At 45.7% G+C, this 14432-nt stretch carries 16 protein-coding genes; 11 read left to right on the top strand and 5 right to left on the bottom strand.

What is annotated here, in order from left to right; genetic code table 11:
• The first annotated feature begins 202 nt into the window (after window positions 1–202).
• Window positions 203–1072 (top strand): coiled-coil domain-containing protein, encoded by an 870-nt coding sequence (locus JZI27_RS23445; RefSeq protein WP_251238181.1) that lies wholly within the window; start codon window positions 203–205, stop codon window positions 1070–1072.
• A gap of 476 nt (window positions 1073–1548) precedes the next feature.
• On the opposite strand, the gene JZI27_RS23440 is transcribed toward JZI27_RS23445, so the two are convergent.
• Window positions 1549–2124: a hypothetical protein gene (locus tag JZI27_RS23440; RefSeq protein WP_251238182.1), complete on the bottom strand. Its 576-nt coding sequence runs from the start codon at window positions 2122–2124 to the stop codon at window positions 1549–1551.
• A 343-nt stretch (window positions 2125–2467) separates the two neighbouring features.
• Here JZI27_RS23440 and JZI27_RS25140 point away from each other — a divergent pair, with 343 nt between their 5' ends.
• From JZI27_RS25140 to JZI27_RS23415, 6 genes are all read left to right on the top strand, one after another.
• Window positions 2468–2653 carry a helix-turn-helix transcriptional regulator gene (locus JZI27_RS25140; protein WP_481752842.1) on the top strand — a complete coding sequence of 62 codons (186 nt, stop codon included), beginning with the start codon at window positions 2468–2470 and terminating at the stop codon, window positions 2651–2653.
• Between the two features lie 133 nt (window positions 2654–2786).
• Window positions 2787–3023, top strand: coding sequence for a hypothetical protein (locus tag JZI27_RS23435; protein ID WP_251238183.1), 237 nt, complete (start codon window positions 2787–2789; stop codon window positions 3021–3023).
• Window positions 3020–3313 carry a hypothetical protein gene (locus JZI27_RS23430; RefSeq protein WP_251238184.1) on the top strand — a complete coding sequence of 98 codons (294 nt, stop codon included), beginning with the start codon at window positions 3020–3022 and terminating at the stop codon, window positions 3311–3313. The genes JZI27_RS23435 and JZI27_RS23430 overlap by 4 nt, the downstream gene beginning before the upstream one ends.
• A 189-nt stretch (window positions 3314–3502) precedes the next feature.
• Window positions 3503–4039: a copper amine oxidase N-terminal domain-containing protein gene (locus tag JZI27_RS23425; protein ID WP_251238185.1), complete on the top strand. Its 537-nt coding sequence runs from the start codon at window positions 3503–3505 to the stop codon at window positions 4037–4039.
• The gene (locus tag JZI27_RS23420) at window positions 4036–5355 is read left to right on the top strand and encodes an outer membrane protein assembly factor BamB family protein (protein WP_280209565.1); all 1320 of its coding nucleotides are present in this window, start codon (window positions 4036–4038) and stop codon (window positions 5353–5355) included. The genes JZI27_RS23425 and JZI27_RS23420 overlap by 4 nt, the downstream gene beginning before the upstream one ends.
• Complete coding sequence (locus JZI27_RS23415; RefSeq protein ID WP_280209563.1) at window positions 5265–5909, top strand: hypothetical protein; 645 nt, start codon at window positions 5265–5267, stop codon at window positions 5907–5909. Before JZI27_RS23420 ends, JZI27_RS23415 begins: the two co-directional genes overlap by 91 nt.
• Here the strand turns inward: JZI27_RS23415 and istB are convergent.
• Together istB and istA are read right to left on the bottom strand one after the other, a co-directional pair.
• On the bottom strand, window positions 5906–6634 hold the full coding sequence (gene istB / locus JZI27_RS23410; protein WP_023555238.1) for an IS21-like element helper ATPase IstB: 729 nt from the start codon (window positions 6632–6634) through the stop codon (window positions 5906–5908). The genes JZI27_RS23415 and istB overlap by 4 nt on opposite strands.
• Window positions 6631–8136 (bottom strand): IS21 family transposase, encoded by a 1506-nt coding sequence (gene istA / locus JZI27_RS23405; RefSeq protein ID WP_023555239.1) that lies wholly within the window; start codon window positions 8134–8136, stop codon window positions 6631–6633. Before istA ends, istB begins: the two co-directional genes overlap by 4 nt.
• A gap of 174 nt (window positions 8137–8310) precedes the next feature.
• On the opposite strand from istA, the gene JZI27_RS23400 reads away from it, so the two are divergent.
• Together JZI27_RS23400 and JZI27_RS23395 are read left to right on the top strand one after the other, a co-directional pair.
• Window positions 8311–9840 (top strand): CARDB domain-containing protein, encoded by a 1530-nt coding sequence (locus tag JZI27_RS23400; protein ID WP_280209561.1) that lies wholly within the window; start codon window positions 8311–8313, stop codon window positions 9838–9840.
• Between the two features lie 2 nt (window positions 9841–9842).
• Window positions 9843–10250: a hypothetical protein gene (locus JZI27_RS23395; RefSeq protein ID WP_251238187.1), complete on the top strand. Its 408-nt coding sequence runs from the start codon at window positions 9843–9845 to the stop codon at window positions 10248–10250.
• Between the two features lie 961 nt (window positions 10251–11211).
• Here JZI27_RS23395 and JZI27_RS23390 read toward each other — a convergent pair.
• Window positions 11212–11472, bottom strand: coding sequence for a type II toxin-antitoxin system RelE family toxin (locus JZI27_RS23390; protein WP_251238188.1), 261 nt, complete (start codon window positions 11470–11472; stop codon window positions 11212–11214).
• Complete coding sequence (locus JZI27_RS23385; protein WP_251238189.1) at window positions 11438–11689, bottom strand: hypothetical protein; 252 nt, start codon at window positions 11687–11689, stop codon at window positions 11438–11440. The genes JZI27_RS23390 and JZI27_RS23385 overlap by 35 nt, the downstream gene beginning before the upstream one ends.
• 147 nt (window positions 11690–11836) lie before the next feature.
• Between JZI27_RS23385 and JZI27_RS23380 the strand changes: the two genes are divergently transcribed.
• Together JZI27_RS23380 and JZI27_RS23375 are read left to right on the top strand one after the other, a co-directional pair.
• Window positions 11837–12751 (top strand): tyrosine-type recombinase/integrase, encoded by a 915-nt coding sequence (locus JZI27_RS23380; RefSeq protein WP_251238190.1) that lies wholly within the window; start codon window positions 11837–11839, stop codon window positions 12749–12751.
• A gap of 20 nt (window positions 12752–12771) precedes the next feature.
• Window positions 12772–14432 (top strand): DUF4158 domain-containing protein (locus JZI27_RS23375; protein WP_280209555.1); only part of this gene is annotated, 1661 nt, incomplete at its 3' end.

Below are 14432 nucleotides of genomic sequence, written 5' to 3'. Positions count from 1 at the left end.
GAACGTTTCCCAGTTTACAGAAGGTGCTTTTTTCATTCAAACCCCAAATTCATTCATTACAGGAATGGCTCCTTTCGCTAAATGAGGAAGACGGGAGAAAAAAATGAAGATGCCCTTTAATTTCATCGGTTAACCTAGTTAACCGGTTAACCTCTTGATATAATAGAGTTATCAGGTTAACCAATGGGAGGGATATCCGATTATGTCCAATGAAGCAAAAACAACAAAGGCGTACAAAGTTAGTCCAGAGCTGAAAGAGAAACTAGAAACACTTTTTGCGGAGTCAGGAATGGATACTCAGGAAGCGTTCATTGAACATATTGCTGCATTGTATGAGATGCAGCTGTTGAAAGATGGTCATGCGGTTGGGTACAAAAAGCAGCTGGACGAACTGGAGTATCACACGCGCCGGAGTGTAGAGCTTTTCTTGGGCATGATCGAGACGGAGGCAGCCGAGCGCTTACAGCTCACACAACAGCATGACGAGGCGCTTGCAGAGCGAGCGACAACCATATTCAATCAGGAACAGGAAATCACTGAGCTGAGGAAACAGACCAGGCAGCAAACGGAAGAACTGGCCAAGCTCACCAAGGAGAACCAAGCACAAGAACAGCAGATCGAGCAGCTCTCTGAAATTTCGCGGAAAGACAATATGCTGGTTGAGGAGTACCGTCAGCGCATCGATACGCTCTCTGGCCTTGTCAACGAGTACAAGGCGGCCGGTGAAGAGAACCAGGAACTTAAAACTAAATTCTCTGATCTGACCTCACTAACCGAGAAACAAGCAGCTGAGATAAGCGCTTTGGAGCGCGATATAGCGACCTTGAAGGAAGTCCAAGAGGAACAGCTACGCCAACGGGAAGAACGTCACAGAGAAGTGCTGGAACGACTTTCCGAGCGCAAGGACGTAGAAAAAGAGCGTGAGCTGCTGGCACTCCGGACTGAGTACCAGGCGAAGCTTGAAAAAGCTCACGAAGATGCAACGGCCAAACTTCGGGAACTTTATGAGCAGATCCGCGAGCTGCAGCAACCTAAAAAGACGGAAATCAAAGAGGATGATCAAAAGAGCTAGGTTCCCAAGTGGGAGCCTTCTTTTTTTAGCTCGCTTTATGTCGTATAAGGTGGAATAATGCGTGATAATCACGCATTATAAGAAAAACTGTATTTATGCAAATGCAGCAATGCGATTTTACGTTATCTTATAAGAGTCTTATAAGACAAAATCTTATAAGACTTTTTCCTGTTGTGGTGCAGTACGCAAACCTTTTCAAATGGCAAGGGGAGGGGGGCGGTGCGCTTAATTGGGTAATAGCTGCTGAAAACAGCTAAAAATTCTTATAAGACTCTTATAAGAAAAATCTTATAAGAGTTTTTCCGACAAAAATAGAATAGACCGCCTTTGAGCTGTGGGGACAGCTCGGCGGTCTATTCGTCTGCTAAATCCTTCGGATGCGGCCGATCTTGCGGCACTTTTGGCCGGTCCGCAACATCACTGTCCAGGCAATGACAGTTTGCCACATCCACTTTGCATATTTTACCACTATTTGCCTATAAGGTTAAGCGTCCGCTGTTGACGTCTTGCTTAGCCAAATCAGGATCATAATCGAGGTAAAATCTCCATGTAGGAAGTGGACGTTGCATGTAAATCCAGGTCTTTAGTGTATCCCCAGCCTCTAAGAACTTAATGTCATCGATATGGTCGAATGTGATAGGGTATCGCTCGCCGTTTCTTTCCAACTCAAGCGTTAGATACTTGTACGGCTTTGATAGCTTATAGTCCTTCAGTGTGTAGTTACAATAATGGGGTTCATAACCCACTAGTTCGTTCGTGATTCCGATTTCGATATTTCGGTTTATCGTAGCGTTTAGGTGCTTGTCCAGGAATACATAATAATCGACCAGTTCTTTGTCGTGTTTTTCCCTTTCCTCTCGCTCGCGAGACTCTTCTTCCATCTGCTCAAATTTATCTGCAAGGAATCCGTTCACGATTCTTTCGACTTGTTTTTCGTCGCCAGCGGCTTGTTCAAGCAGCCTTTCGTAAAGGAAATTCCTTATCATAACGGGCTTGTCCCGATCACCAAACAATTCTTTTACTTCTTTCAAAAATTCCATCAATCTACTCAAATTAACGCCTCCCTAATTTAAAATTCGATGTCTTCTTAATTCTATGGCTTTGTGGCAATAGTTAGCAATCGGGTACGCGTTCGATGATGTCTTATAAGACTGTTGGGTGGCCAACGACGATAGGGGGGATTTTCTCTTTTAGGGATAATAGCAAGATTCGCAAATGTTGACCGCGCAGCGTTCAAATTTGCCATCTTGTTGGTGGGCGAAGCCCCCCAAACCCCTGGAACTGGGTTGCACCTACGGTGGGTTAGCTTTGATTCAATTTGACTCTACTTGATCCAATTTGAATCAAATGGTAATATATAGTTAAGAAGTGGAAAGGGGGCATGGAAAAGGGGAAATGTCGGAGAAAAAGTACATGAAGACGAGTGAAATTATGGTCTATTTGGGCATTTCAAGACCAACTCTGACAAGATACATTCGTCAGGGAATGCCGGTGCATCGCCCATCCCCTCGAAAGAACCTATTTGATCCAGTTGAGGTAGATGCGTGGATTAAACGGGGAGAGAGCAGCGGAGAAAAGTAAAAGACCGTTCCCTCCAGCCTGCAAGCGTGAGGAACGGTCAAACGAAAGATGCCGAATAGCATCCACTACAATATTACCTTCTGGGTGCGCGGCAATCAATTTTTGATATTAACCAGAAGAGAGGGATATGTGTATGAAAGTAATCACAGAAATCAAAACAACGATCGGGACAGAGATTCAGTTGACACAAAACGAAATGGGCGCAATCGAATACTTGGCCAGCCTGGAAGATCAAACGCCAGAAGAGTGGTTAGCAGCAAACATCCAGGAGTCATTGAAAGCTCGTATCGATCAGAAAATGTACGAGAACGGTAGCCTGGAGATCCGCAGCGACTCAGTTGTAAAGGTAGTCGGAGCGTGCCTGGCATGAATGTGATTCAATTGGCTCGTCATTGGAAAGTTCGCCGGCCAACCATGTATGCCGAAATGGTGCAGAGTGGCCAACTGCACGAGCGCCTGTCGTCTATGCTGCAGCAAGTGGATGAGCTGCTTGAAAAAACAAAAGAGGACTTGCTAAAGCGCCATCCGGTTCCTGATGGCGTAGACGTGCATATCAAGATGCAGCACTATCTTTGGATCGACAGGACAGCATGGGAGCTGATACAAGAGATGATCCTCTTGCCATGCGAAAAAGACGTTCCGACGATTGGTCAAGACTAAAAACTATATAAAACGCAAATAGACCTACCATTATTCCTGTGGTAGGATAAATAATTAGGTATGTATAAAAGCAATACGCACAAAATTATACACTGTATTGTCAATGTATTTACATCTTACCACACAAGGTGGTCAAAAGCAATTACGTTATTTCGTATTTTTACACCCGAAATTCAGGAGGAGAAACCTATGAAAAAATCAGTATTAACGCTATCTCTTGCTGTTTTGTTGTCCGATAGCATCGCACACGCAGAGCCGTTGATTCCAGTTATTGAACCTAAAGTGGTCGAGGTGAAAGGGGACATCATAGAGCACAAGGACCCTTTATTCAATGGACAGGGGCAAAGCAACCAAGTTAGTGAAGTTTCCATATGTGTAAACAATGTTCCGATCATGCTGACTGAAGAACGGGATAAGCCGTTCATTGATAAGCAGGGAAGGACACAAGTTCCCGTTAGATTCGTGAGTGAAGCACTTGGCCAAAAGGTAGATTGGGACGGAAGTACGCAAACCGTAACGATCGGCGGAAAAATAAAGCTCAGAGTGAATAGCAGCGTTGTAGAAGTTGGGGGAGGAAAAACTGTTCATATGGATACTGTGGCGCGGCTGCAGAATGGCCGGACTTTCGTTCCTGTCAGATTCGTGAGTGAAGCGCTTGGTCAAAAGGTGGAATGGGATGCACCGGCCATGACTGTTCTCATCTGGAGCAAGGGTGGTCAAAAATGATTCGGAAGGTAAGGAAATTAGCAGCTGCTGTGCTGGCTACTTCCCTTTTGGTGATAGCCACTCTTTCTCCACCGGTTAAAGCCGACTACCCGATGTACTCCGGAGACGTAACACGCACTAGATATATTCAGGACTCATCGATGGATACGCCGATCCATTATCAGTGGAACTTCATGACCGGTTGGTCTGTATCGCAACCAATCACTGTGACTGATGGTTCTGGCAAAACATATATCTATCAAATTGGCTCTGTTCCGGATTCCAGCAATTCATTTCAGCTCCCTGCCGGTTCCTATTTGTTTCGTTTACCTGTTCTGACAGAAGATACATCCAAGCTATCCCACTCAGAACAAATATCTCTCGCGGTAAAAAACGGAGCCAAGGCTACGCGGATCGGGGCGAATGTAAAGACATACTCGCACATCACTTGGAGTAAAGAAAACGGAAGCTTTTACATTGGTTGGGGAAACGGAGCAAGCTCCCGATTGGTAGTAGTAACTGCCGATATGACGCAAGTCAACTATTTCTCGGTGCCAGATACAATCATTGCTTCACCCTATGTGCTAAAGGATGATCTAGCTGTGTTTGGAGCAATGAATGGTGTGATATATGCGATAAAGGGACTGAAATCCAATAAAGCCCAGGTAGGTAGGTATATTTTCGACACAGCATCAAACGCAGAAATAACCAGCCATATCACGGCTATTCCTGGAACAAACATGTTCGCAACCGGCTTAAACTACCGGAACAGCAGTAAGGCTGGGCGCTTCCGCCTATTCCAGATAAAAGACAATGGATTCGATCTTTTGGGGAACCCAAAAGCACCTACCGTACAACCACTTTGGCAAAATTACTATCAAACAAGTACCGGCCTAGCCACTGACGCTATCTACTACGGAAATAGATTTTATTTTTCGGATAAGGGTGGAACGCTTTATAGCTTGGCTGCCGCAAATGGCGGGCAAGTCTGGAAAGTTCACTATTCAAACGTGCCTACTTCCCTCGTAAATAACTCTCCAGCGCTCGATATTACGACCGGCAGACTATTTTTCCCGATCCGTCAACCTGGAGGAATCGTAGCTGTACGAGCAAGTGACGGAGCGTATCAGTGGTATGCCAAGCAAGGAATGGACAAGGTCGGCAAAAAGGTTGATGAAAATGTAGTTACAGGCAGACTCGTAGAGAATAACACTACTGTTTGGAGAACGAAAAGGGGAAGACGATCGTGTTTTACGGTGACGATGCTGGTCAGCTCATATTTCTGGATGGAGACGGAAATCGTGCTGAAATTGCGAAATCACCTGAAGGAAAAGTAGAATCATCCATCACAGTTGCCCGTGACGCATCTGTCCCGACAGATCGAAAGGACTGGAGCGTGCAAGGGAAAGGATTGGCCACAGAGTTAGTGGTAGACTCCAATTACCTGATTTTCGGGACCAACAACGGCGACCGCGGCACAACCTGGGCATACAGTATCGCTGGTGCAGATGACTTGGCGTTAGAATACGTGGCCAACCGGCCATCTGAGCCGCCTACACCAGGAGTTGAGGGTACATATGTGCAGCTCAAACTGAGCCATAATATGGCCATTACAGCCCCCTTTAAGACGAAGCTCAAATACACCTTTGACATGACAACTTATCAAGAGCAAGAAATCACCGTCTACCCGAAGGAAAGCTATCCGGATGGGCAACCCATTCAGGTGGCCACACCGTTTGCCGTTCCATCAAAGCCTTATCCATTTTGGGCAGAGGTAAACCAGGACGATAAATCTCCGCACGAAGAAAACCTGTATTTTGCAACTCAAAAATGCAGAGTTTGGCGGCCAATTTATGCAGAACACTGCCAACATCAATACAAAAGAATTTAGGAAGACTTCATGCTGGATAGAGCATGGCGCAGTCGGTAGCTTTCTCCGGTAAACGCCAGAATATGGGCGTGGTGGACGAGGCGATCCACAAGGGCTGCCGTCAATCGCGTATCTCCAAACACCGTATTCCACTGCCCAAACTCCAAATTCGACGTCACAATCACACTGTTTCTCTCATAGCAGGCCGAGATAACATGAAACAACAGCTCAGCCCCCGTTTGGTGAAAGGGAACAAACCCAACCTCGTCCAAAATCAACAACTCACAGTCTGCCAGTTCTTTTTGAAACCGCATCAGTGCCCCATTCGCGTGTTTTTCCTGCAAGAGCGCAACCAGATCGGGAACACGGAAGAATCGAACGGCATATCCCCTTCGGCACGCCTCTACGCCAAGCGCTGTTGCCAGATGGGTCTTCCCCGTGCCCACTTTTCCCAGCATCAGCACATTTTCCTTGCGCTCCAAAAAACGTAGGTCGATCAATCCCTCCTTTGTACATGTTTCCGGTAAGGTGACTGCCTCAAAAGCGTAATCTTCCAGTGTCTTCAGTTGGGGAAACGCGGCTTTCTTTATCAGTCGCTTCAGCTTTGTCTCCTCCCGCCGTTGAATCTCCATCCGCAAGACTCCCAGCAAGAAGCTCTCCCGATCTTCAAACGGCACCTGTTCATAGGTTTCCATCACATGCGCCAAATGCAAAGTTTTGCACACCTTTGCCAGCTCTTCTCTCATTCCACCCTCACCCCCAGGATCCGGTCGTACTCATCCAGTATGGGTATCTGCCCGTGAAGGGCAGGGGGTGTATGCGACTCTGAAAACGGTTCCGGGCGGAAAACAGGGTGTTTTATCGCGTAAAGGGCATGCTCCAAGGCAACAGCCAGATGCTCTTGCTGATGCGACAATTCTCCCAGTACTTGCCCGATTTCCTTCAACGTATAGGTGTCGAGCAATCGATGGAGCAGGCGAATTCGTGCTTTTCGTGCATTCATGTCTTCCACCGTCAAAAACGTTTGGAGCGCCTGAGGCATCATATTGGTAAAGGAAGAATACATCACCGCCCGCGGGCGTTTTTCATATCTCTTCAATACCGCCTTCCAATCTACTGGAATGACTTTCTCCGTATAGGGACGAGGCAATGTCACAATCGGGGTGTATGTCCCGTCTGCCGTTAACACCTCCAGCACATCCCACTTGACTTTCACCAAAACCGGCTGCATGGCCCGACACTGCGGCAACGGGAAGAGAGCCGCGTCAAACGACAGCTCAGCGTATTTGTTCAGGTGGCACGTCTCCAGCCGGAAAATCTCCAGCGGTGTCGTCGGCAGCGTCAGCAGCTTGCATTTTTCTTGCTTCCACAACTCGGCAATGGTTTGCTTTTTCACATAGTGAGGGCGCTGCATATCCGCACGGGCAGCTTCCGCCAAATACGTCTCCAGTTGTTCCGGCGTATCGATAACCGGTGGCGGAACACACCAGTTCCGGCGTCCATACCCCACTTTGTTTTCCACATGGCCTTTCTCATGGCCGCTGTATGGATTGCAAAACAGGGGCTCAAAGCGGTAATGGGCGCAGAAACGCCGAAACGCTTCCGTACACTCTCGTTTTCCGCCTTGCTGGATGGACACAACAGCAGCGGACAAGTTGTCAAACCAAATCTTGCGAGGAACCCCTCCCATTTGCTGAAATAGCCGCCCTAAGGCCTCCAGAAAGCATTCCGTGTTTTCTTTCGGAACCGGGAACACAAAGGCGGCATTGCTGTACGGAAACGACAGGGTCAATACTTTCCGCTCCACCAGTTCTCCCGACTTGACCACGTACACCGTCCCAAAGTCAGCCTGGGCTTCCCCGCCTGGATGCTCCAAACGCTCAAAATGTTCGGCTCGTTCGGCTGCCATGGCTTTCTTCCGTTTGGAGACATATTCGGATACCGTTCGCTGCCCGCCAGGGAAGCCGTACTCATCCCGTAACCGCTGAAACATGCGGACGGCTGTATGGCGTTGCTTGCGTGGAAGACGCTCATCATCCTCCAGCCATGTGTCAATAATCTCTAAGTACGGTCCCAACACCGGATGGCGGCCTTTTCGCTTGCATACCGGTTCATTCCAATCGTCGCGATCCGCATATTTCTTGGCGGTTCGCCAATTCACCTGGACACGTTCCGCAATTTCCTGAATCGAACACCCTTCGACTTCCCGCAAAAATCGGATATACTGTTGTTGTGGCACTTTCAACATTCCTCTCACTCCCTCAGATTCTAGCCAAATCCAAGGGTAGATTTTGTAGGGGGATGTTGGCAAGTGCCTTTTTCATGGCCTCAGAATTGCGGTGGAACTCTGCAGTTTTCCGCCGCAATTCTCTGCACTTTTATCCTGCCATAAACAGAAAACCATAAGAATAACGTGGTAAACGTGTTGATCACACCTCAAGCGCTCGACCTGAGTCTCATTCCCGATTCCTGGCGCTTGACGATTGCTACACCGCAGAAAAACGTAGCATTCGGTGTTTATGTGAAAGCACATATGGAACATATAGAAGGTGTTAAGTCACCGATTCAAACAAACGTAGTCTTGCGGATGGATGGACAAATCGAGGACGAAATCGAGATCGAAATCGCACCTGGCCAAACACTGGAAGTCGGGCCATTCTGGGTAAAATCGTCGCGCAGCGCCTCCACAATGAGCGCGGAGATCAATCCATACCGTACCCGACCAGGCTGGGAGCCTGATTGGGAAAACAACGTAATCAAAGAGCGTGTGCTATTCCGTGAAGGGCTAGACCTATATGTATCAAGCCTTTATCCAGATCAGAAAATCGTAACCGGTCAACTCATGCAAGTAGAAGCACAGGTTGGGAACGGTAAATTTTCGACCGATAGCGTCCAGAATGCCTTGGTGCGCTTCTACTTTGATGAAAAGCTGGTGGAGGAACGCCGTGTAGCCTTGGCTAGAACGGAAAGGCAGCGCCTAGTCTTTGAAATGAGGGCACCGAATACTCCAGGGAATCACATGATACGCGTCACAATCAACGAAGATTTTCTCTATTCGGAAATAACCTACACAAACAACGTGCTGAACGCTGGAATCGTTGTAAAAGAACCCGATTTGGTTCCGCCCACACCTTGCTCCGGAGAAAAGCCGAGTGGCCTTGTTCATGTAGAATGTGATCCGGACGGCAACTGCACCTACTACTACGAGTACCTGGATATGGAGATTATCGGCTGGGATCGCAAACCAGTAAGTGCTGGGACTGCCCTCGATTTTGCCGTAAAAACCGAATACTACACGGAATGGGGAGCGTTCAAAGACGTGCAGCGTGTGTATGCTGAGTTCTCTGCTCCTGCAGGTCAATCACCAAAAATAATAGAGCTAGTACCGGACAAGCGCCCTGGTAGCTCAGTTTCATCCAGCACCAACATATGGCGCTTCCCGAATGTATGGATGGAGGAATGGTCAGGGAAAGAGTTCTACGACCCCTATGATCCGGAAATCGATCCGCGCGAAAAGCTGCTAGATGGTGGCAAGAAATACTACACGCCTATGGATGCGCCAGCAGGAAAATTCCCGTTCAAGATCGTTGCGGAAAGAGCTGGTAAAAACAACCTGGAGCGTTGCACCTGGGAAGAAGCTGAAATCGTCGGGGACTTCCAAACCTTCACCAATAACGATCACTATGTCAGACGAGTTGTTCCTTTCTCGATGGATATGGCTTTCCCTTACGGCACAGCAAACACCTACTGGAATGGCCAAGAAAGTACTATTCTAGATCTTGCTGCCTGGTACGGTAAGCAAATGGTGGAACCAACAAAAGAAGATTATGAGAATTGGCCAGCCATTATCGAAAATCGGAAGTATGGTGGTGGCTGGATCGTGAACGACAATGACATGGATCTATATACCGACTTACTTGAAAAGTATCACAAGGAAACGGAGGATGACTAACGATGTTCCAACCAAAGGTAATCATGTTCACGGTTTTGCTTTATTTGCTGGCTATGCTTGGCATCGATTACGGAATGGCTAGCTTCTCCGAGCGTGAGATCAACGGATCACTGAAGTCTGTGCAGGGAGTCATGCACTACGCGGTCAACAAAGGCGACTACCGTATAAACAAGAATCTGAGCATGAACGAGAAGCGCTTCCTGGAAGGCTATCAGTTCCTGACAGAGCTTAACTCACGAAATAAGCTAACAGCCTATCGTTACAGCATCTACGACATCGGGCCACGACACGCTGCTGTCTCCGCGAACGCGTACTCCAACTCGTTTGTTATGGACTACTTTGCGGACAGTAAAGACAAGACAGTCGATCGCGGCGAAAACATGGTTTTTATTTGGGACGATCGCCGGTAAGTAGGTGTCCCGTGAAAATAAAGTTTTAGACTCAGAGGCGCGATTTAACGCGTTTTATGAGATTAAAAATCGCCAGACTTCCAAAAATAAGTATTAGACTGACAATAAAAATGAAACAGCGGCGGACCAAGACTTGAAAAATAAAGTCTTAGACTGCCGCTGTCTTTGTTCAACTAACGTATCCCGTTAGTTCAGGGGTACCGCCAACAAAGTGCGGATTTTGTACGCTAAGCAGTGATTGAAGGAAAAAAGGCCGGTTTCCTATACGCTAAGGATACCAGCATATTATTACAGTTTATCAATCTCGATATAGACGTCATGAAAATGAATGTGCTAATGTATGCGTTTCATCTAGCCAAATGAATGACTATTATGTATGAAAACAATAAAGGAGCGTTTGAGTTATGCATAATTTTCTCAAAGAACTCCGATCCATTAATGATATACATCATTTGGAAACCATGAGGGAAAAATTCGTATCCCACACGTTTGACATGAGTTTAGATTGGAATACCAGATTGATCATTTTCAAAAAAATTGAATCGATAATAAAACGAATGTCTGAACTGGAAACACATTAAAACCTACACCAAAACTAAGGTTCCTGCATATGCTGTACAACTGCATAACTCGAAACACAGAGGTGCCTTAGCAAGGAAATCCACATTCCTTGCTTTTTTTATGTTGAAAACTAAAGAATCCCCCAAATAAATATTCTCGGGGGATTCTCTGCTGTAGGGTTCAAACGCAATTATCGATGGAATTTCTGAAATAGGTACCTTAACGATACTTTATGTAATTATTTCCAATAGGTGAGTCGAATCATAAACATTTCCTTACCGGGAGCGCACCAACATTTTTAACGAAAATATTATACGCTAAGCGAATAGTGATCATGAAAATGCCGGTTTCTCCTACTCTAAGGATTAACCGGCTTCACTTTTTTCCCAGAACATGTTGATCAATAGACGTCACCGCGATTATCGATAGTCAATATGTAAACCATTTGTTCCGTATGATTGACTTCAAAAATCACCCTGTATGTACCCACTCGAAGGCGCATAAGCTTACCTCTACCCTTGAGAGGTTTTATATCGCCAACTGGTGGACGAACAATTAGACCAGTTAATGCTTTTCTAATGCGTTCTTGTATTACTCTTTCCTGTTTGGCAACAAATTTTACAGCATCACGGCTTAATGTCAGTTGGTAAGTTGAGCTCACGCATCGCTTCCTCCCATGACATAAATTCGGAGCTGCCTTTCAGTTGTCGTTCTTCTTCTTCGCTCAAAGGAACATCATCTGGTTGCATCAGTGCAATTTCGTCCCAGTCTGGTCGGTGACGTATAGAGAGGTACTTCAGATAGTCAAATGCTGATTGGTTAGCCTCGTCTGGAAGAAGCTCAATTAACTTTATTAATTCACGTTTGCTGATGGCCATGAAAACCCTCCTCCATGAAATGTCCGCTAATTGTTATTAGTGGACATGATGGATATATTAATTCAATCATTGATGTCCGCTAATGTTTCCGTTAAGATAAGATTATCATGTCCGCTAATGTAAGTCAAGAATTGAGGGGGTCTCAAGATGACAGGAAACGGGATTTCAGAACAAGGAGAAAAAGTCATTGCCGACTTTATACATATGCTCGAAACTGAGGAGGATTTGAAACCAAAAACAGTTAAAGAGTACGGTGGGGATCTGAAGCATTTCATCGGATGGTTTGAAAACGAACAAGTATCTGAAGAAATTATACCATTTCGTATCGAAGATGTAGCAACACCTACCATCACCAGATACCGCGATGTGATGCAAAAGGAAATGAAGCTGAAACCAGCCACGATTAACCGTAGGTTAATTACATTGAAACGTTTTTTTGAGTGGGCTTCAGCTCAAGGCTTAATTCGTCGCGATCCGTCTAAGCCGGTCAAGTTGGTACCAGAAGAAAAGGCAAGCCCACGGCAGATGACCGAAAGAGAAGAAGCAGCTCTCATTGCTGCGGTGGAGCATAGTGGATCGATTCGAGATCAAACGATCATTACTTTAATGCTGCATACGGGACTTCGAACTATGGAAATCTGTGATCTTGCTCCTTGTGATGTAATCATTGGAAAACGAAGTGGTCAGGTTACGGTTCGATCAGGAAAACGAAACAAGCAACGAGAAGTACCACTGAATGCAACCTGCCGGGCCATATTAGAAAAGTATATGGTGAACTTGTCTCCAGATAGTCTGTATCTATTCCCTTCAGAAAAAACAGGTGATCGATTAACTGAACGTGCTTTACGACATCTCATTCAAAAATACATGAAATTAGCTCGCTTAGAAGGATTAAGTGCTCACGATTTGCGCCATCGATTCGGCTATGTCATGGCCGACAACACCCCATTACATCGGTTAGCGCAAATTATGGGACACGACAGCTTAGACACAACAATGATCTACGTCAAAGCAACACAAGCTGATTTGCAATCCGAAGTAGAAAAAATAGCTTGGCAATAATCTGAAAGGATGAGCAGTTTATGCCGGTTAGAGGAAGAGAATTACTAACACCAGAGGAAAGAAATGAATTCATGAGGATTCGTCCAGACATGAGTGAATGGGAACTCGCTACTTACTATACCTTTTCAAAACATGACATAGAAATCATCAACAGGCACCGGAGAAATCATAATCGTTTAGGCTTTGCTGTTCAGTTATGTACTCTTCGGTATCCTGGTTGGTCATTGTCTGATTTGAAAGATATTCCTGAGACTGTCTTACGATACATAGCCAAGCAAATTGATGTTGATCCGGAAGTCTATCCTCTGTATGCTCAACGGGACCCGACCAGACGTGAACATCTTGAAGAGATCCGTCAGGACTATGGGTATCGTAATTTCTCTTCACGTGAATACCGTAGTTCATCCCAATTTTTATTACAACATGCGATGGAGAATGGAAATCCGACTCATTTGATTCGTACCCTCCTAAACGAACTACGAAAGAGAAAAATTATTCTTCCTGCCATGACAACAATTGAAAGGCTCGTCTGGGAAACCCGTCATCGAGCAGAGGAAAGGATTTTTAAACAGCTAACAAATTCCCTTTCTGCTTGGCAAAAGCTGAGATTAGACAGGCTGATCGATCCATTTGTAGAGAACGGAAAAACACTTCTAGCATGGCTTCGGGAGGTACCTGGCCAATCCTCGCCAGAAGCATTTCTAAAAGTGGTTGAGCGTCTGGAGTATATTCGGGGAATTGAATTATCGATAAGCACGGGTGAGATCCATCCTAACCGATTCATACAATTGTCCCGTTTGGGAGCAAGATACGAGCCACATTCATTCCGGCGATTTAACGAGACAAAAAGATACGCCATTCTAGTCGCCTACCTTTTGAATGTAAGTCAAGATTTAATCGATCAAGCGATTGAAATCCATGATCGGCAGATTATGATCTTGCAATCAAAGGGACGTAAAGCACAAGAAGAAATACAAAAACAAAATGGAAAGTCCGTCAATGAAAAGGTTATACATTATGCTGATTTAGGTGCAGCTCTGATCCGAGCTAGAAACGAGGGGCTTGATCCATTTGCAACCTTAGAGGCGGTTATGCCGTGGGAAAAGATAGTTGCTTCGGTTGAAGAAGCAAAGAAATTGGCGCGACCAATGGATTATGATTATTTAGATTTATTGGAGAATCGATTCTTTTATCTCCGAAAATATACACCTACTCTTCTACGAGCACTAGAATTTCGTTCTACTCAGTCAACCGAACCATTATTACGCGCATTAGATACCATTCGTGAAATGAATGATTCAGGGAAACGTAAGGTTCCAGATGGAGCACCGTTAGACTTTATCCCGAATCGTTGGCAAAAACATGTGTATGACGGGGACGGCTTAATTAATCGACATTATTATGAGATGGCTGCTCTTACAGAGCTGCGTAATCATATTCGTTCTGGAGATATTTCCGTTGTGGGAAGTAAGCAGCATAAGGATTTTGATGAATACCTGGTATCTAAACAAGAATGGGTTGATGCCCGTACCTCCGGTACCAGACTTGCTGTTAGCTTATCGTCAGAAGAATATATTCAGGAGAGATACGGAGCCTTATCTAAACGTCTGCAATGGGTATCAGATCATCTACATGAGCTGGAAGGGGTAAGTATTGATAAAGAAAAACTTCGTGTAGATCT

Source organism: Brevibacillus sp. AY1, from assembly GCF_029870785.1.
Taxonomy (GTDB): domain Bacteria; phylum Bacillota; class Bacilli; order Brevibacillales; family Brevibacillaceae; genus Brevibacillus; species Brevibacillus invocatus.
Note: the sequence above shows the minus strand (reverse complement) of the source record. Positions and strands in the feature narration are given on the sequence as shown.